20 protein-coding genes are annotated in these 18,631 nt (G+C 53.8%); 6 read left to right on the top strand and 14 right to left on the bottom strand.

Annotation, left to right across the window (positions count from 1 at the left end; all coding sequences use genetic code 11):
* Positions 1-2 precede the first annotated feature (2 nt).
* The 4 genes from T370_RS24010 to T370_RS0100230 all read left to right on the top strand — a co-directional run bounded on the left by T370_RS24010 (position 3) and on the right by T370_RS0100230 (position 3,804).
* Positions 3-728: an MBL fold metallo-hydrolase gene (locus T370_RS24010; RefSeq protein WP_211250443.1), complete on the top strand. Its 726-nt coding sequence runs from the start codon at positions 3-5 to the stop codon at positions 726-728.
* Positions 729-912: 184 nt separating this feature from the next.
* Entirely contained in the window at positions 913-2,319 is a 1,407-nt protein-coding gene (gene lpdA, locus T370_RS0100240) for a dihydrolipoyl dehydrogenase (RefSeq protein ID WP_029434333.1), read from the top strand.
* A 106-nt stretch (positions 2,320-2,425) separates the two neighbouring features.
* Entirely contained in the window at positions 2,426-3,235 is an 810-nt protein-coding gene (locus tag T370_RS0100235) for an SDR family NAD(P)-dependent oxidoreductase (protein ID WP_051643700.1), read from the top strand.
* A 362-nt stretch (positions 3,236-3,597) separates the two neighbouring features.
* The gene (locus T370_RS0100230) at positions 3,598-3,804 is read left to right on the top strand and encodes a hypothetical protein (RefSeq protein WP_029434331.1); all 207 of its coding nucleotides are present in this window, start codon (positions 3,598-3,600) and stop codon (positions 3,802-3,804) included.
* A gap of 1,368 nt (positions 3,805-5,172) precedes the next feature.
* On the opposite strand, the gene T370_RS0100210 is transcribed toward T370_RS0100230, so the two are convergent.
* Positions 5,173-5,832 (bottom strand): flavodoxin family protein, encoded by a 660-nt coding sequence (locus T370_RS0100210; RefSeq protein ID WP_081847444.1) that lies wholly within the window; start codon positions 5,830-5,832, stop codon positions 5,173-5,175.
* A 390-nt stretch (positions 5,833-6,222) separates the two neighbouring features.
* Positions 6,223-6,537 (bottom strand): aldo/keto reductase, encoded by a 315-nt coding sequence (locus T370_RS26210; protein WP_248604185.1) that lies wholly within the window; start codon positions 6,535-6,537, stop codon positions 6,223-6,225.
* Here T370_RS26210 and T370_RS25845 point away from each other — a divergent pair.
* Positions 6,421-6,765 carry a hypothetical protein gene (locus T370_RS25845; RefSeq protein WP_248604173.1) on the top strand — a complete coding sequence of 115 codons (345 nt, stop codon included), beginning with the start codon at positions 6,421-6,423 and terminating at the stop codon, positions 6,763-6,765. The genes T370_RS26210 and T370_RS25845 overlap by 117 nt on opposite strands.
* Here T370_RS25845 and T370_RS0100200 read toward each other — a convergent pair.
* Genes T370_RS0100200 through T370_RS0100190 form a run of 3 tightly spaced genes read right to left on the bottom strand, consistent with a single transcriptional unit; the run spans position 6,762 to position 9,737 of the window.
* On the bottom strand, positions 6,762-7,904 hold the full coding sequence (locus T370_RS0100200; RefSeq protein WP_029434329.1) for an aldo/keto reductase: 1,143 nt from the start codon (positions 7,902-7,904) through the stop codon (positions 6,762-6,764). The two genes, T370_RS25845 and T370_RS0100200, sit on opposite strands and share 4 nt — an antisense overlap.
* Positions 7,905-7,915: 11 nt before the next feature.
* A complete protein-coding gene (locus T370_RS0100195) occupies positions 7,916-8,416 on the bottom strand; it encodes a cupin domain-containing protein (RefSeq protein WP_306538397.1) in 501 nt (166 codons plus the stop codon).
* A 46-nt stretch (positions 8,417-8,462) separates the two neighbouring features.
* The gene (locus tag T370_RS0100190) at positions 8,463-9,737 is read right to left on the bottom strand and encodes an alpha/beta hydrolase (protein ID WP_156034310.1); all 1,275 of its coding nucleotides are present in this window, start codon (positions 9,735-9,737) and stop codon (positions 8,463-8,465) included.
* Positions 9,738-10,240: 503 nt separating this feature from the next.
* Here T370_RS0100190 and T370_RS0100180 point away from each other — a divergent pair.
* A complete protein-coding gene (locus tag T370_RS0100180) occupies positions 10,241-11,176 on the top strand; it encodes an AraC family transcriptional regulator (protein WP_029434326.1) in 936 nt (311 codons plus the stop codon).
* 294 nt (positions 11,177-11,470) lie between these two features.
* Here T370_RS0100180 and T370_RS0100175 read toward each other — a convergent pair whose 3' ends face one another.
* From T370_RS0100175 to T370_RS0100135, 9 genes are all read right to left on the bottom strand, one after another.
* Positions 11,471-12,217: an SAM-dependent methyltransferase gene (locus T370_RS0100175; protein ID WP_029434325.1), complete on the bottom strand. Its 747-nt coding sequence runs from the start codon at positions 12,215-12,217 to the stop codon at positions 11,471-11,473.
* 290 nt (positions 12,218-12,507) lie between these two features.
* Complete coding sequence (locus T370_RS25600; protein WP_029434324.1) at positions 12,508-12,876, bottom strand: hypothetical protein; 369 nt, start codon at positions 12,874-12,876, stop codon at positions 12,508-12,510.
* Between the two features lie 109 nt (positions 12,877-12,985).
* A complete protein-coding gene (locus tag T370_RS25595) occupies positions 12,986-13,261 on the bottom strand; it encodes a hypothetical protein (protein WP_211250441.1) in 276 nt (91 codons plus the stop codon).
* Positions 13,262-13,962: 701 nt separating this feature from the next.
* Positions 13,963-14,157, bottom strand: a complete 195-nt coding sequence (locus T370_RS26205) for a histidine kinase (RefSeq protein ID WP_423773447.1) — start codon at positions 14,155-14,157, stop codon at positions 13,963-13,965.
* A gap of 58 nt (positions 14,158-14,215) precedes the next feature.
* Positions 14,216-14,500 carry a hypothetical protein gene (locus tag T370_RS0100150; RefSeq protein ID WP_156034309.1) on the bottom strand — a complete coding sequence of 95 codons (285 nt, stop codon included), beginning with the start codon at positions 14,498-14,500 and terminating at the stop codon, positions 14,216-14,218.
* A complete protein-coding gene (locus tag T370_RS24740; RefSeq protein ID WP_156034308.1) occupies positions 14,476-14,793 on the bottom strand; it encodes a hypothetical protein in 318 nt (105 codons plus the stop codon). The genes T370_RS0100150 and T370_RS24740 overlap by 25 nt, the downstream gene beginning before the upstream one ends.
* A 178-nt stretch (positions 14,794-14,971) precedes the next feature.
* Complete coding sequence (locus T370_RS0100145; protein ID WP_029434320.1) at positions 14,972-16,432, bottom strand: SLC13 family permease; 1,461 nt, start codon at positions 16,430-16,432, stop codon at positions 14,972-14,974.
* 61 nt (positions 16,433-16,493) lie between these two features.
* Positions 16,494-16,706, bottom strand: coding sequence for a 4Fe-4S binding protein (locus T370_RS0100140; RefSeq protein WP_005026537.1), 213 nt, complete (start codon positions 16,704-16,706; stop codon positions 16,494-16,496).
* Between the two features lie 43 nt (positions 16,707-16,749).
* A complete protein-coding gene (locus T370_RS0100135) occupies positions 16,750-18,438 on the bottom strand; it encodes an FAD-dependent oxidoreductase (RefSeq protein WP_029434319.1) in 1,689 nt (562 codons plus the stop codon).
* Between the last annotated feature and the right edge of the window lie 193 nt (positions 18,439-18,631).

The raw sequence follows: 18,631 nt of genomic DNA, 5'->3' as shown, positions 1-18,631 counted from the left end.
ATATGGGCCTGCATGTCCTGATAGATGGACACAGCATCCTGATAGATGCCCTGAATAATGGTGAACAACGTCCATATGCAGGTATTCCACTGGATATGGCACAAACGATTATTCGTGGCGGGCCGCCTTATGAACGTGTCGATATGATGCTCATTTCCCATCATCATGAAGATCATTTCGATGCTGGGCTCGTTGCGCGTTTTGTGCTGGAGAGGCCTCATGTGCCCGTCTATTCCAGTCCGCAGGTGGTCGACGCAGTAGCGCGGTTGGCACCTGAAATGGACAGCCCTGTCAGTATAAAACCGAAGCTTATGCATACCGTTTCCTTTTCCAAAGGGAGACTGGGCGTAACGGCGGTTGCCCTGCGTCATGCAGGCCCGCAATATGCCGATATTCTGAATTTGGCTTTTATTGTCGAAGGATCGCATTCCATTATCTTTGCCGGGGATGCCGCTTTTTCCGAAGAAAATATGGAACGTCTGGCAGAGCTTTGCCCCTGTCCGGCATTACTGGTGATTCCCTTTCCCTGGTTTTCCGTCAAAACGGCATGTCAACGCATGCGGCATATCTTGCGGCCGTCTCGAGTGCTGATAACGCATCTTCCGTGTGAAGAAGGTGATCGCTGGGGCTGGAACAGAGCCGTACGGAATGCGTTGGCTCTGGAGGCCTTTTCCCCGATCTGTTGTGCGGGAATACCGGGGACGAGGTGTTTTTGGCCCGAAGTCTAGATGGCTCGCCCTTGGTTCGTACACGGCTGAGAACAGGCTGCCTTTGACACCTTATTGGGCCCAAAGAATGTTATTCATGTAATAGAGTGTGATTGCATAAATTATTCTGTTTATGGCTCTCTGTATATGCATTCGGAACAGAGCATTTCAATGCTGAAATATTCCAACAACAAAGGAGGACATCATGAGAGAAAAAACGACGGTCGCCGTCATTGGCGGTGGCCCCGGCGGTTATGTGGCCGCTATTCGGGCGGCCCAACTTGGGGCAGACGTCACACTGATTGAAAAGGAACAGTTGGGGGGAACCTGCCTGAATGTCGGCTGCATTCCTACAAAGGCGCTGCTGCACGGTGCGGAACTATATAATGAGGCCAAGAACGCTTCAGAATGGGGTGTCTATACAGATATACGACTTGATTTTACCGCGATGCAGCGGCGGAAAGCGGCTGTAGTGAGGAAGCTTATTGGTGGGGTTCAAGGTTTGCTCCGGGCCAATGGCGTCAAGGTCATTATAGGGACGGCCCAGTTCTTGGATTCAAAAAAACTTATTGTGAACGTTAAGGATGGCGAGCAGATACTCACGTTTGATCGGATTATTATCGCCTCGGGGTCAGTACCAGCCGTACCGCCCATCCCGGGGATTGATTGCCCGCAATGCATCGACAGTACGGGAGCGTTGGGTTTGGACACCATTCCCGCCTCTTTGATCATCATTGGGGGAGGCGTCATCGGTGTGGAGATGGCAACGCTATACAGTATGCTGGGTAGCCATGTTCATATAGTTGAAATGGCAAATGAGATTTTGCCGATGATGGACGGTGAGCTTGTTGGGATGCTGCGTGCGGATTTCGCACGGAAAGGCCTGAGGATACATACCAGGGCTAAGGTTATACGTATTGAAAACAGGGGGGCACAAGCCGCAGTATATATAGAAGCTGACAATGGTGAACAGATCCTTATTGGTGAAAACGTGCTGTTTTGTGTAGGCCGTAAGGCGAATACGGAAGCTCTCGGTTTAGATGCGTGCGGCATAGATACCGAACGCGGACAGATCCTTGTCAATATGCATATGGAGACGAGCAGGAGCGGCGTGTATGCGGTCGGGGATTGTACCGGTCAGATACTCTTGGCTCATGTCGCTTCCATGCAGGGAGAGGTAGCGGCGGAAAATGCGCTTGGCCATTCGGCAGAATTCAAGGCCGTAACCAATCCTTCCTGTGTATATTCCTGCCCGGAATTGGCTTGTACAGGTCTGACGGAGGAGGCGGCCCAGAGAGTAGGTAAAGCGTATGATGTGGGAGTGTTTCCGCTTGCAGCCAATGGGCGGGCTTTGATCATGAACGGCGGAAACGGGGTGATTAAAGTTCTGGTGGGAAAAACGCATAGGGAAATACTTGGAGTCCATATATATGGTCCCCGTGCTACGGATTTAATTTCTGAAGCCTGTCTAGCCGTCGGTATGGAGGCGACTTCGGATGAAGTACTGGCGACAATACACGGGCATCCTACCCTGGGCGAAGCCCTGCGAGAGGCCGTGTTGGCGGCGGAAGGCCGTGCCGTTCACCTACCTCCTGCAAAGGAGAGACTGTGATAGGAGAGTGCACTGTTCTTATCTCCGTCTTGGGTATTCCATTTTTCATGCGTATTAAAACAGTAGCCACGTGTAAACAGGCTGCTGAATAAAGGGGAATAAGCCGATGGAAGTAGCCGTGCAGACATATTGGGAATCTACCCAACAGACAGCTGTTGTGACAGGGGCCGCTCACCCTGCGGGAATCGGTTTTGGTATTGCGGAAGCGCTTGCTTCATGCGGTATGGATGTCGTCATCATGGATCTCCCTTCAACGCCTCTTGGTGAAAGTAGTGCCAAGCTGCAGGAGAACTATGGGGTACGCGTTTTACCTGTGCCTCTTGATATCACATCCGATCAGGATGTGAAAAAGGCCGTGGAACAGATAAGGAGATTCACCCCGACGGTTCACGCACTGGTCAACAATGCGGGGATAATGCCCGCCGGTGCCCGTTTGGGAGAGATGGACGAGGGGACCTGGTCGAAAGTGCTGGATATCAATCTCGGCGGCCCGTTCAAAATGATCCGCAAACTTTTACCCATGATGCAGCGGGGAAGTTCCATCGTCAATATCGCCTCCCGAGCAGGCAAACGCCCGTCGCCGGGATACAGTGCCTATTCAGTAAGTAAGGCAGCTCTTATCATGCTTACCAAGTGCTTTGCCGTGGAGTACGCCGCAGAAGGCATCAGGGCGAATGCCATCTGCCCCGGGCAAATATATACGGAGCTCAACAAGGCCCGTTTTGAACGGGAAGCTGCGGAGCAGGGTATCTCTTTGGAAGCGCGAGTAGCGCGCATGGTCGAAACCATCCCCTATGGTAGGATGGGAGCTCCGGAAGACGTGGGACATCTTGTGGCCTTTCTCGTTTCCCCGGAATCCGAATACATTACGGGCCAAGCGTTTAATATCTGCGGAGGCCAACTTACGGAACTTTAGTGTTGATGAATGTTGAAAATCATGGTTTTCAACGGAGTTGCACTAGATGAAGCGCTAGGGGATTTAATTTTTGAAGGTAAAGGACATAGTTATAAAATAGAGAATGTAAATATGGAAAGAATGGGACAAGAGTAGGGTGTGAACTGGCTTTATGCATTCTTTGCCGTACTTGAAGTTATCTATGAGGATTGGATTAAATAGGACGTGAGGGGCATCCGATGTGTTCGGGGTTCATCACTATATAAATGTGTAGGAATTTTTGTGTCTGATTCTTTGATATTGAATATGGAGTTTGAAAATTTTCAAGATATTTCTTGATAAATCAAGATAGACTGCCTAGCTTCAAGAAAAAGAGAAGAAAAATGACGCAATCAACTGCAACAACAGGACAAAAGGTCAAATTCGCAACGCAGCTCTCCTTGGATGCCCTTGCCAAATTGCATCAAATGGCCCATGAAAAGGGACGTCAGATTCAGCCCATTCTTGATGAAGCTCTGAGGGAATATATTGGGAGTAGTAAGCCACGCACTCATGTGATGACCGCTCTTTTTTCAAGTATGACGGAATAGGATGCGCTCTATGAGGCTCTGTCCAAATGAGTCGGGATTATCTTATAACTGCCGATACCCTTGGTTTGCATGTCATACTGTTCAAAAGCTGCTGTTGGGCTTCCGGTATTAGGGATATGGCGCGGTGGAGTCCGCCTATCGGCTTCAATGCCGCTATTACGCCGATGGTGTGGAAGAGGCTTGCATCCTGATGGAATGCTTGTTGAACAGTCACTCTTTTGTGTACGACAACAAAAGGACGGTATTTTCCGCATTTGACGTATTCCTTCGTATTAACGGGTTCAGCAAGGCTATACACTTTGATCATGTAATGGATAGGGCTTCCTCCCTCCATGCGATTACAGAATGATACGCGCTGTGCGACCATTTGTTATGGAGTAAACCAATCTCTGTGTTCTTTCTGACAACAAAGAAAAATCTTTTGAGGGATATCCGACATCTTTCGAGTATCCCTCTTCATCATGTTCGGTAGGAGTTTTTTTGAGTTTGCGCAGCCGTTTTATGGATACGGTCTGTGCAATAAACACAACCAGACGAGTATAAAGTTTAATGCCTTAGCGCAATTAAAACGGAATCTCTCCCCTCTCAGCCATAAATTTCAAGGGATTGTTGAAATCCAGTAAGCCCTTTTTTAGTGTTTCAAATCCACTACATTCTAAAATGTACGCTCTATAACTGACGCGGCGCGCGATTCGGCATAGGTCGGGTTCGATAGAGACCGGGCCAGGTCGAGCCGTCGGACATCGGAAGCATGGCGATATTGCGCCGGGCCGAGTACGTCACCTTGGGGATGGGGCTGGACAGCGATGTCGTGTGCATGGCCCAGATAGCGAACAGCGCCGTGCCGGGGAGGTGAAAATCGGCGGTGATAACTTTGCGGTAATAGTAATAATATATGCAGGAAATGTAGCGCTCCTCGGTCGGTTCGGATGCGCCTGCACCCGGCTGTGAACCATGACACCAGTTCGTTGTACTTGGCGTTGATGCCCGCCGTGCCGGAATTTAGGGGGGAGTGGAGATTCACCAGAAAGATGCCGCGATGCTCGTCCTTCCCCTGAGGGGCGAACATGACGGGCTGCGGCTTGTCCTGCAGGAGGGAAGCGTCGCTTACCGGCTCATCTGGGTCGGGATTGGTGAATGTTTGGTTCTTGTAGGTGGGGAAGGAAGAGAAGAATATTCCTTGATATGATACCCAAAGATGACCCCGTAAGAACATAAGGAAGAAATAGAAAAAGGACTGCTGAGCTTTTCAGCAGTCCCGGCAACTCATGCGCATGAATTATAGAAAAGGTAAGGATGGCGAACAGTCTGAAGTCTTTTACACTTTACGGGACTTCGCACTGTGGTTGCTTGTTGAGCACGCGGTATTTAGACGCTCTTGCCTAGAGCGAAGGCCTGAGCAGGAAATGGTGTCTGATTAATTGCACCCGTAGGCCAGACGCCGGGAACGATGATCCGTCCCGCATCCTTCCAGCCGAGGTATTCCAGCAGTACTTCATAATACGTGAGGATCGGGCTTTCGTTTCTGGGAGAATTGTTTGCGTAGGTCATCATCAGCATAGCTTTCTTGGGGATGTGTATTTCTCCGTTGATGGCATAGAAACGATCAATGACCGTTTTCAGTTGAGCCGAAATCCCGAAGTAATACATGGGGGTTGCAAACGCCACCAGATCGGCGGGAATGATGTGTTCGCGCACCACTTCAAAATCGTCTTTGAACACGCAGGGCCCGTTCATGCCGCATTTGTTGCAGGCAATGCATGGATGCACCTTGCTGGATGCGGCGTCAAAGCGGGTTACTTCGTGCCCGGCCTCTTTGGCTCCGTTGATGAAATGTTCGGCGAGGGTGTTGGAGTTCCCGTTTTTCCGTGGGCTGCCGGTCAGTACCAATATTTTCATTTTTGCATCCTCTGTCGTGTTTGGTACGGTTACCGCCGAGGCGGATGATAGCGGCCCGTCCAAAAGGACGCTTCCGGCCACTGCGGCTGTGGCGGTTAGTGAAGCTTTGATGAACGTTCGTCGGTTCATGACACTCCTCCGGTGTTTCCTTAATGATGCCCCTGAATGGGGTGTGGCATATACAGCTCTTTCAGAAAGGTCATTTCTTCGGGTGAAAGCCGGACGGGTACCGCATTCGCCGCGTCCTCGAGATGCGACATCCTGTAGGAACCGATAACGGGGGAAACCACCGGTTCTTTGTGCAGCACCGGGCCAGAGCTAGCTGTGTTCTGGTGAGGCCGCGCTTTTCGGCCAGTTCTGAAAGCCGATCCACGATCAGCCTGTCCGCTTCCTTGTTCGCCCCATACTTGTTTTGCGCGATGGTATCGGTTTCATAGCGTGCCGTGCTTTCATTCTATGCCCGTGACAAACGCCCGGCAGCCAGCGGACTGTACGGAGTCAGGCCGACGTACATATCCTTCACAAGGGCACCATTTCCCGCTTTTCTTCGCGGTATACCAGGTTGTAGAGGGTCTGCATGGAGACGAACGTTGTCCAGCCATGCCTTTCCGCGATATGCTGTGCTTTCTGGAACTGCCAGACCCACATTGCCGAAACCCCGATGTAGCGGCCCTTGCGCGACAGTCCGCCGCCGTTGGGGCCACTCCTCATGACGCCATGCACCTTGGTGGCGATGACAACCTCGTCCCTCCGGGCAAAATCCTTGATGGCGCGTCCCAGAATTTCCTCGCTTCTGTCGAGGCTGTAGACATTGGCCGTATCAAAGAAATTGATGCCCAGATCCAGAGATCTCTGGATGATGGGTTTGCTGTGTTCTTTGTCCCGCGCCCATTTGTGTATTCAGCCTTCGGGATCGCCAAAGCTCATGCAGCCGAGGCACAGCGGAGAGACATCCAGACCTGTTTGCCGAGTTTCACGTATTCTTTGGTATGGGGCCGAAGGGAGGCTCCTTCTTTCGGCGTAGGGGATTATCGGGTCAATGGCTTTATCAAGTCTGATTAGCTGCCCGGTGCGAGCTGTCCGTCCCCCAGAGCGGCATGGACTCTGACCAGTTCATCCCTGATGGCGATGTGTTGCGGACAAACCGCCTCGCATACGCCGCATTGGACGCATTTGTCAGCGCTCTGCCTGTCATGTCCCCCGACCATCCATTGTTCTTGGACACGCGCCGCGCGTTTGTCTTTATACAACGTCAGGTAGTTCATCGCGATGAACGATCCCGAGATCCCTATGTCGTTGGGACAGACTTTTGCGCAGTAGTTGCAGGTGGTGCAGGGAATGAGCGGAATACTGTTCAACGCCTTCTGCGCTTCCTGTATTGTGGTATGTTCTTCCGCGGACAGAGGAGCAAAGTTCCGCATGTATGAGAGGTTGTCCTCCATCTGTTCCAGATTGCTCATGCCGGACAGTACTGTGATGACCCCTTCGAGGCTCGCCGCGAAACGGATGGCCCAGGAAGCGTTGGAGGCCTGCGGATTTGCCTTACGGAAAATCTTCACCACCGGCTCCGGCGGGGTGGCGAGCATACCCCCCTTGACCGGTTCCATGATGATGACGGGTTTTTCATGCCTTCTCGCCACTTCGTAGCAGGCTCTGGACTGAACGGCGGGATTTTCCCAGTCTCCATAGTTTATTTGCAATTGCACGAATTCCATTTCCGGGTGCGCGGACAGAATCTGCTCCAGTTCCTCCGGCCTGGAGTGGAAGGAGAATCCCACATGCCTGATGAGCCCCTGCCGCTTTTTCTCCTGAACGAAGTCCCACATGTTGAAAACGTCAAAGAAGCGGGTGCGGCTTTCTCCAAGGTTGTGCAGCAGGTAGAAGTCAAAATAGCCCGCGCCCGTCTGCCGCAGCGACGTTTCAAACTGTCCGATAGCCTCTTCCCGGCTTTTGCACTTGATCCATGCCGCGTTTTTCGTGGCCAACTGAAAGGCTTCACGGGGGTGCCGCTCCACCAGAGCCTGCCGGATGGCGTCCTCACTACCGGGATAGGCCCAGGCCGTGTCGAAATAGGTAAAACCGTCAGCAAGAAAGCGGTCCACCATGATCTTGACCTGTTCCACATCTATATTGTCGCCCCTTTTGGGCAGACGCATCAGGCCGAAACCTAGCTTTTTTATTTCATATCCCAAGTGTGACATGACGCGCTCCTTTACTTGAGTTGCTGGTATTCTTCGTCAGATACTTGTTCCAGCCATTCGTTGGAAGCCCCTTCTGCCGGAACAGCCACGGCAAGATGGGAAAACCAGCTGTCCTTGGCCGCGCCGTGCCAGTGTTTGACCCCGGCCGGAATGTTCACCACGTCGCCGGGCTTGAGCGCCAGCGCGGGCTTTTCCCACTGCTGGTACCAGCCGCGTCCTCCGGTTACGAGAAGAATCTGCCCTCCTTTGTGGTGGATGTGCCAGAAGTTGCGGCAGCCGGGTTCAAAGGTCACGTTGGCGATGGTCACGCCTTCGGTGGACAATGCCTGGAGATAGCTGGTGCCGTTGAAATACTGGGCATAGGCGTCGTTGGTCTTTCCTTTGGGGAAGATGCCCTCGCCCTCGGCGTTCATGAAGGCCGGGGCGCTGTGCGTCTCTGCCGCGTGTGCCTTGAGGGAGAATCCGAAGAAAGTGAGTGCCGGAATACATACGGAAAGCAGAAGCCGTTTCATGACAATCTCCTTGTGGTATTCGGGGCCACCGTTTTTGTAGCGGCGGTTATCGGTCCTGTTGCAGGGGAATGGTCAATGCCGTTGTTTGGGGAGCCGGGCCCCTGTGGGGAACGCCTCGACCGTCCAGCCCCTTGGCGTGCAGCCATTGCTCGAGGTGATCGGCGATTTCCAGATTGTTCAGGTCGGCAAAGGGCGCGTGGGTGTTGCCCTTGATGCCTATCTCCGGAAGGAAGGCCAGTGTGGCATCGCCGCCATTGCGGTTGATGGCGTCTACAAAATGTCTGGCACGAGTGCTGGCTATGCGCCAGACATCCACGTTGAAAATATCGCTGGGCTCTGTGGCGATGTTGTCGCCATAGATGATTAGTATGGGCATTTGGGTCAGTTTCCGAAACGATTCTGATGAAATTTTAATAGGTTGGAGCATCTCGTTGGCCAGCGCATTTTTGAAGGGTATATCCCTCGCCGTTTCGCCTTCGGGAAAAACGAACTGGCCTGGTTCATAGGCGACGATGGCCTTGACGGCGTCCGAGGCCATGGCTGTGAACCAGCCGTATTTTCCGCTGTTGGAATGAGTGACCAGTACCGCCGGGCCAGTTTGCCGCAGCAGGGCGGCGGCTGTGTTGCCCATGTACGTCAGATATTCTGTTGTGCGCGGTTCCTGCCCCGTATTGAAGGTCTGCTGGCGGAAGAACTGGTCAATGGCGGCTGGGGCGGACGGGAAACGCACGCCCGGATACAGGGATGCCTTCTGTCCTGGAACCCAGATGCCGTTGCGGAAGGCATTCCAGACGCCGCGCTCGCTGGCCGAGGTAGGGTGGGCGCTCGCGTCGTCTCTGGCGGACGCAGTGTACCCGGCCCTGCCGCGGCGAGGCTGATCAATGATATACAGCGGCCAGTCGCGCCGCGTCAGGAGGGCCTGAAACCCTTCGCGTCCGTCCGGCGTGGATTCCCAGCTTCTGCCGGACTGCCCCATGCCGTGCCACAGAATCAGCGGATAGTTACGGGCCTTTTGCGGGATGTAAAACTGAGCATAACCGTGATCCCCGTGAAAGGTATCCCCGTTCTCCCTCTCGATTACCGTACCGCCGAACAGCAGGCTACCCATGGTTTTCAGGGTGATGGGCTTCTGCTCCTGACCCGCCGCCATGCCGCCGGTCGGAAACGCCGATGCAAGCGACAGGGCAAGGAGGAAGGCGGCGCAGACAATTGCGATACGCTTTCCGGCAGCGTATTCCGCACGGCTTCCAGACGTATGCGCGTGGATGTCGACCGTATCCTTTCCGTTTGCGCCGGTGTCCGAAAGCATATGAAGACTCACCGGCACATCTCCTCTTTTGTTTTCGAACGGTACTGTTTGCATGGCAGATTCCTTGTTGTATCGTTTGGTTATGGAGAGCTATTCGCGTTATCCGTTCTTCTCGTCTTTAAGCATGGCTGGCAGGCCGTATGCACATCTGTTTCAGTGCGGCCTTGTCTTACGGTTTGCATAGGATAATCCACCGTTAGCATGGCAGCCCTTCTTTGAGAGTTCCTGTGATTTGGACTCTATCCGCCCGGTCCGCCGGAAAATAGGGAATTTCTCCACAATTTCTGCCTATTGCTCTATGTCTGACGGCATGACATGGAAGTCGATGTGTGACATTGAGAACATTGACGGGATACGGGATGGCATTATAGGGATGAAAGACGAGGAAATACATGAAGAAAAAAAGGTGGGCACGGGCTGCACAAGCTGGAAAACACTTGGGTAGTTGCCCAATTCTCCACATGAACGGTTTTGCGATAAACAGGGTTACTCTCAAACGAAGGCAAGGTGCCATCATGACAAGGGCGATACGAGTCAATACGGGCAACAGCTGGGCCATTCTCCGGGACATCATCCTTCGGAATACTGCTTCTCGTTCCGAGAGCTATATAACGCCCATCAAAGGTTTCGAGTTCCACCGTCAGGTGAGCAACGCCGATCCTAAGCCGCATTTTTACGAGCCGGTTATCATTGTGGTGGTTCAAGGAAAGAAGCTAGTAAAGATAGGGGCGGAAGAGCACCATTATGGTGAGAACATCTGTTTTGTGTGTGGTGTGGACATGCCGGTCTCCAGCTGCGTCATGGAAGCCAGTAAAGAAACACCCTACCTGTCCATGTCGTTGAAGCTGGATACCGGCCTGATCGCCAGTCTGGCGTCGCAGATACCTTCGCCGTCAGACTCCACGGTCTACAGGGGCGCGGGTACGCAGGAAGTCGATCCGGACTTGCTGGATGCCTTTGTGCGGCTGGCCGAATTGACGGAAAAGCCGGAACAGATTTTGGTGATGCGGGATATGCTGATGCGGGAAATCCATTACCGCCTGCTGGCGGGGGCATTCGGCAATACCCTGCGTTCACTCAATACTCTTGGTTCCCAGGGGCACCAGATTACCAAGGCTATTGCCTGGCTGAAGGAATTCTATAAAGAACCGCTGCTCGTGGAGGACCTCGCTAACCGTTCGCATATGGCCCCATCAACATTCCATAAATACTTCAAAAGGATAACGACGCTGAGCCCCTTGCAGTACCAGAAGCGGCTGCGTCTTGGTGAAGCCCAGCGCCTCATGCTGTCCGAAGGCTACGACGTGACGCAGGCCGCCATGGCTGTCGGGTACGAAAGCGCGACGCAGTTTATCAGGGAGTATAAACGTCTTTTCGGCGATCCGCCGCGCAGAAATGTCATGAGCATGAAGAATATAGCGAAAGGAGCACTGCAGTGGGCGGCCATGTAACTGCGGGGGGGAGCCTCGGCTTTTGAGCTGAAAACTTCCCTTGAAAAAAGAAATCTCCGTTTTGATGGAACTGTAAACGTACCATCAGTCGGGCATTACGCCCACGGAGATTTTGTGTTTGTTTTTATTATAGTTGCCGTATTTCGCTGAAGTGTTCCTGAGGAATACCTCCGCTGCTGGAGAAAATACCTGATACTTTTTCCATACGGTATCCGCAGGCATAACCATCGTCGTCCTGAACGGGATCAGAGAAAAGCGCATTGTAGAACAAAAGTTTTTATTTGGATGTGAAGGTCATCGCGCCATCAAGGCGAATACGCCCCATCCAAGGTATTCACGTGTATACGTGGCATAACGTTTTGGTTCCAAGGTCAGCTGGGTTCGAACTTCTTTTGCAAAGTCGTCGTCAGGGTTCGCTTCGAGCCATCGTCGCATAGTGAGCCATTTGGCTGCCTCATATCTATCCCAGCCTTCCTGGTCAGCCAGAACCATTTCCACAACGTCATAGTTGAGGTCGCCGAAAGATGCGAGAAGTTCTGGAAGTATGAGAAAGTCGATGACGGCATTGGCATGGCAAGCTTTGGCAACATCTTCCGTTGGAGGCAATTGCCGCCAGTAGGGCTCACCGATGAGGATGATACCTCCGGTGCAAAGGCTTTTGGCCAGAAGCTCGATGGTTCCGGCGACCCCCCCACCGATCCATGTGGCACCGATACAGGCCGCCACGCCGACCTTTTCCTCGGTGACGTAGCCGACAGCATCTCCGTGGATGAATTTGACTCTATCTGAGACTTCGAGTTCTTCAGCACGGAGTTTCGCTTGCTCGGAGAATAGCTGACTCATGTCGATGCCAACACCGGTGATTCCGTAATCACGTGCCCATGTGCACAACATTTCGCCCGAACCACTGCCGAGATCGAGTACGCGGGTTCCCCGTTCCAGACGTAACGCAGCACCGAGAGTGGCGAGTTTTTCTGATGTGAAGGGGTTATGGATACGGTGAGCACTTTCGGTAATGTTGAAGATGCGTGGGATGTCCAAAGTAGAAACTCCTTGTGATAAGTGATGATTAAAAACGCTATGTTGTTCAGGTATTGGATGCAACCTACTTCTTGTTTCAGAAAAGAAAAAGCGCCTCGAGCGAAGCCAAAGCGTCTTTATTGTAACTGTTTTTGATGGTGCTAATGATTTCGTATATGGTTTTTCTGACAAGCAATATCATTTCTCCAAGTCGCTAACAGCGCATCCCGCCAGACGTATGGCTAGAATTTGCCTGTTTCTTGCTTGGAGAGTTTTTTGTCTTTGTATATGTAGGGCACTTGTTAGCTGTATTACGTGAAATATAACTCTATTTCCATAGCTAATTCCCATTTAACGTGACGTTCATATTTTTCTTGGTGCTTGACCTTTTCCACCGCCTTTCCTTCGCCATTGGACTCGTTGTTTTTTATCTCGATGCCGTCCTCCTTGTCTCCGAACCACCAGGCGGCGAGTTTCCAGCAGAGGGGTTCCACGTTGCCTTTGCGCTGGGCGAAACTACAAGTTGCGTGTCGATCTGTGCTTTGCCCATCCTTGATTGCAGGGTTGTCCACCCGGGCGTTTCGGTTGTATCCGTCGATTTCCTTCTGATTATTCATATAAAGGGGAATGACAAAGGAGATCATCTGCACGTTGATGTTTTTGTTGAGATAGGGATGCATCCATGTGGCTTTCCCATTTCTGATCGGGGTGTAGTACCAGCCTACATGTTCGGTATCCTCCGGGCTGAATCTGGAGAAGTCGGTGGGAAGGTACTGCCGGAAACTGCCGTCAAGCGTCGTTTTGCTTCAAAACAAGCCCGATGTCGGCGGTGTAAATTCGGGATTGAAGCGGAGGTAGACCGCCAGCGTCTTGACCGATTGCTGGATTCTCGAGACAGCGCATTGATTTCCTGTTTTTTTCTTTGCACATGAGGTTCATGATTTTTACCGAATCCTCATCCACCACATGCTTGGCGTTCAGAATGCCCGCTCCTCCGATCACGCTTGAGGAGAGGAGAATGCAGCCAAGAATCAAGACAATAAATTTGGTCTGGATGGATTTCATCTCTATGCCTCCCCGTGTGAGATTTGCCGCTCGTCGGTTAAAGGACATCCGTGTTTCCTGTTGGGGCAATCCGGCCGCAAGCGGATTTCTTGAGCATGATTCAGGAAGGCAGTCGTTGGCTTGACGGATAACATGAGGATATGGTTGGCAAATACGTTGATAGGGCAGGCCGGACACGTGCTTGGTGTCCTTTGTGCTGTGGGGGATATGGTGCGGATGTTCGTAAGGAAGAGGGAAGGAGTATGAGCATCCGGCAGCAAACCAGAGAGGATTGGAGGGTACCGCTTTCAGGGCATAGGGAGTAGGAGTTCAGCGCCAGCACTTTTTTTATGGGTGGGCTGCCGCAATTGAATGGTCGCCAGCGGATTTTCAACGAGCCTTGCAGCGCCTTCGGCCATGTCGTTTTTATGGCGTTTTTCGGCTCCGTCAGCCGCTCGACGGGACTGTTCCCTGCCGCCATTTTCATGAGCAGCCTCCCTATTCCAAACGATGCACTCAAGCTAAACGGCTGAGTACAACAAAAGGACAACGAAAAGAGGGGCTGTCCGCAGAAAGCACAGATATGCCGTCAGCGCACCTTGCTGTCCAAGTAGCCGACATGAATTCCGCCCAGCCATAGTTGGCCATGTATTCGTCGGAATAGGCGTTGACGGCTTCCAGATCCTAGGCAAGGAAGCGGTAGAAATCACAGTCCAGCTTTGTCATATCCACCGCATATATTGTAGGTCTTGATGATCACGAGGAATATAGCGTGCGGTTGTCAGCGATTCCGTGTTTCCCCGCAGGTATCTGGAGAAGAGCGTCACCGCCTGTTTGGCCTTTGGGGGATCGATATCGCAAAGCTGCCGGATGGCAATCAGGCTATTGTACAGGAAGTGGGGCTGAATTTGGGACAGTATGATGGAGATCCTCCATCAGGTGGAGGGATCTCCCAGATGGCGCCACGCCCTGCGTCTAGCAGGACGATGACGGCCCCCAGCATGACAGCACGCCTTCGGTGGGGAAGTATTCCAGAAAGAGCGGGGGGGCGTCCCCCACATGGATTTCGTTCAGCAAATAGTTGTAGAGTCCCGGCATATCGCTTCTGGAGCGGCAGGAAAGGATGATGATTTCGTCCGTGGTCGAAATACCGGGGGAAGTGAGGCTGAGCCAGCCGTTGCCCGCCGTTCTGGTGCCCGGCGGAAGATCCTGGGGCGTCCCAAGGGAACCGATCTTTATGCCGTTTTGATGCAGCTCCATCCCGATATGGCAAATATGGAAGTAGATCTTTCGGTTTTCGGGGATGGGTTTGTCAAAATGTCCCCGCAGCACCACGATGGGGTAGCGGGCATTGTCGAGGGATATTTCCGGCGTCCATACAGCCCACCCGGAACCGACCTCCGGCTGATAGACGCCTGCAAGCGGATTTCCTGCACATCCAGGGAGGATTTGCCGTTGCCCGCCCGCCAGAACTCATATGTCAGCACCAGCGTAATCGCAACAAGCGCCACTGCCAGCAGCGCCCGCATCAGGATTGTCAGTTTGCGTTCCATGACCTCTCCCCCCGCTACTCATTGACATATTCTCATATGTTTTCAAAGAGCCACGGGGGTGCCTTGCCTCCGTTGTTTTGGGTTCATTCGAAAGAGGGGGTCCGGGACACACAAGGCCAAGCCCTGATGGTTGGGGCTTGGCCTTGCTTTTGAAAGAGGAAGGGCAGCGCGGGATCCGCTACAGGAACACCTTGCCGATGAGGATGACCACCGCGCTCGCAACGATGAGCGAGAGCACGATAAGGAACGGGGCGATTTTCCAGATGCTTTTGGTGTTGGTCCAGTCGTTGCCGTGCAGCATGGCGGCTGTGGAGCTTGCGGCGGGCGTGAGGAAGGCCAGGCAGCAAGCGATGGTGATGAGGATGACGGGCAGTTCGGACGACACGCCGTTGGTCGAGCAGTAGGTATGCACCACCGGCATGAGCGCCACGGCCAGAGCTGTATTGTTGATGAACTGCGTCATGATGACGGCCACGATGCCCATGCAGAGCACAAAGATCGTGCCGGAACCCGAGCCGAACAGCGGCTGGAGCATCTCAAGCATGAACGCGGTAATGCCGCTTTTGGGGTCGGACAGCGGCCCGGCCAGAGGCAGCGTGAAGGCGAGGATAAAAATGATGGGCCAGGCCACGCCTTCGTTCACCATGGCGCGCCACGGAAGCAGAGCCTTTCCTTTGACGCGTATGGCGCATAGCAGGGCCACCAGCAGGATGCACACGCCGGTATTGCCGATCTTTTTGAAGAAGATGGTCACGGCAAGGTCTTTGGGGAGGAAACCGGGCAGCATCATGAAGATGATGAGTGCGACGAGGAAGCCCAAAAGCAGCTTCTGGATGCCGGTCAGCGTCATGTCCGATTCCTTGATGATCAGCTTGATGTCGAGCGACTCGAGCTTGCTGACGTCGGGCCGGAACAGGTGCTTGCCCAGAGCGATGAACAGAAGCAGGCAGAAGAGGCATGTGGTCAGGGAGGCGAGCAAGTAGAGTGCGTAGTCCACGGAAGTGCCCGACAGCTTTTCATAGGCGCTGATGGCCACGAGCGGCAGGGATTTGAACGGGACGAGCGACATGCCGAGCTGCGCGGCGAACACGGTGCCGATGATCATCATGATGGGGTAGCCGTCGCCTTTTTTGTAGCCACAGATGTCGAATACGCCGTACAGAAGGCTCCAGCCGATGACGGCCGCGGGCGTGGCGCTGGTCAGGCCGCCCAGGATGGCGATGGCGAGCAGCAACGCGAAGGTAAGCCGCCACGGTTTCCCCATGACGCACTTGCGGCTGACGAACCAAAGCGAGATATACTTCGCCAGGCCGTAGTGATCGAGGGTGGCGCTGAACACGAAGATGAACATCATCATGATGACTGTGGGATCGCCGAAGCCCTTGTTGAGCAGCGCCGTTGCGGGCAGGACGTCGAGCAGCATGAGCGCGAGCAGGCCCACCATGCTGGGCCAGATGATGTCGATAAACACCCACGCGTAGATGACGCCGAGGAACACGCCGATGGTATTCATCCCGAAGAGGGTCAGCGGCGCGATGGGATCGAGCTTGCCGAAAAGGAACGTGATGCAGAGAAAAACTATTATATGGAAGAAATAGTTGACGTTTCCTGAGTTCTGGGGACCGGCGGCAGATGCCATACTGACCTCGTGCAGGTTTCAGGGGAGAGGCCCGCGCACGCGGCCCCCTCCCTCTGTTTTTTTAGTAAGGCTCGGGCGTAGCCCGTCCCCGTTCGGTATCCACGGTGATCGCGTGCTTCGGGCAATAGATGATGCAGAGGAAGCACGACTGGCAGTCTTCACGGTATACGATTTCAGGCGTGGTCTTGCCCTCGCGCAGCACGTCGAGGGGGCATATCTTCACGCATTTGCCGCAATTGACACAACTTTCAGCGTCTATGGAAAAGATGGGCATGGAGAACTCCGGTTCTTGCTGAGAATGAAATGGATAGCCGGGCCTAGCGGGGTAGGATGTCCAGCCCATAGCGTTCGAACTTTTCAAGCGGGATGGGTTCGGCTTCGACCACGATCTTGCCATCCTTAAAGCTCGACTTGAGCCAGACATTCCAGTGTTCGCCGTCGGTTTCCGTGTAGTCTTCACGGTAATGGGACCCACGGCTTTCCTTTCTCTGGAGGGCGCTGGTGAAGGTCAGGCGCGCCGTCGCCAGCATACCGTGCAGCTCATGGTAGAGCATGAGTTCGTGCATGTCGCGCACGGCTACGTTGGCTTCGATATCGCGTTCCACCTCGTCCAGACCGGCCAGAGCCTCTCTAAGGCTCGCCTCCGAGCGGATGATGTTGTACTTCGCTGGGATAGTCAGCGATTGGATACGGTAGATGGCATCGCCTACGCTCATATGCCCCTTGTGGCCGAACTTGGCGAAGGTTTTTTCCTTGAGGGCGGCGATCTGCGCCTCATCCACGGGGAGTTGCGTTTGGCCTTCACAGGCTTCCGCCGCGCCTTCACCGGCCTTCCAGCCCGTCACCAAAGCCCAACCCAGGTTGATGCCCCCGGGCCCGGCAATTGCGCCCATGACAAGGCCCTGATTGGCCATGTCCCCCGCTGCGAACAGGCCGGGGATGGTGGTGTCGCAGCTGAAGGACTTCAGCGTGAGGCCCGCGCCGCAACTGGTGGAACCCATGAACCCCGGGATCCACTCCACAGGTTCCGAGAAGGGGGCGACGCCCTTGCTGGCGCAGGCTTCAAAAAACATGGGGAGCATCCGCCTGCTCAGATCCTTGTCTTCTTCACTCATCCCCCTGAGGTCAAAAGAGATGGGCCCGCGTCCGGCCCTCACTTCCTGCGTCATGGCGCGGACGAGGATGTGCAGCATGGCGCCTTCGCCCTGCACGGGGTCGTACTTGTGCATAAAGGTTTCGCCAAGGGCGTTGGTGAAACGGCCGCCCAGGCACTGGAAACGGCTCATGCCGCAGATGTCGAAGTCCTTGGCGGTGGCGTTGTAGGTGTTGGCGAATTCCATGTTGGTGAATTCCGCGCCCACGCGCAGGGCCATGTCGTTCCCTTCGCCGGACACCATGTCCTGCCCGTGGTACTGTCCCTTGAAGCTGCACGCGCCCGTGGAAAGGACCGTATTCTTCGCTTCGAACACATAGAACTGGCCAGTGCGGACATTGAAGCCCGTAGCCCCGGCCACATGGCCGTCCGAGGTCAGGAGTTCCGTGATCATCACGCGGTCGACGATGATCACGCCGAGCTTTTCGAGGATGCCGCGGAGCTTCTTCTGCATTTTGTAGCCGGGGAAGACCACGGCTTCGCGGTGGCCGCGTCCCGGCTTGCGCTTGAAGCGTCCCTGTGCGTCTTTTTCGAACTCCATGCCCCATGAGTCGAGCATCAGGATCAGCTCGTGTACGTTCTTGCCGTACCATTCCAGCCATTCGGGATCGAACATGCTGTCTCCGGCCTTATTCCACCGTTCCAGCCATTCGTGCATGTCGTCCTGCTCAGGGTCGTAGTAGAGGATATCGCCGGCGGCGAAAGTACTCTCGCCGCTGCTGCCGACCCACGCCTTATCGGCAAGGATGACGGTACATCCCTTCTTGATCGCTGCCACGGCGCCCATGCACCCGGCCAGGCCTCCTCCGAGAATCAGGACGTCCGCGCTCAGTCTTTCCGTTTTGGGAATCATAAAGCCTCCTCAAGAGTTTGTGCGAAAAAGGACTTTACGTTCCCTGTAGCAAGTAGCGTGCTAACTTTATAACATGGCAATATTCCATAAAAAGAGGAATGGCAAAGAATCCACGGGCATTATTTCTGTTGCATGAAGAGACGAAATGTTTCACCATTGATGAAACATTTTGGGACGGATGCCCGCTTTGCCG

Source organism: Bilophila wadsworthia ATCC 49260 (assembly GCF_000701705.1).
Classification (GTDB): Bacteria; Desulfobacterota; Desulfovibrionia; order Desulfovibrionales; family Desulfovibrionaceae; genus Bilophila; species Bilophila wadsworthia.
Note: the sequence above shows the minus strand (reverse complement) of the source record. Positions and strands in the feature narration are given on the sequence as shown.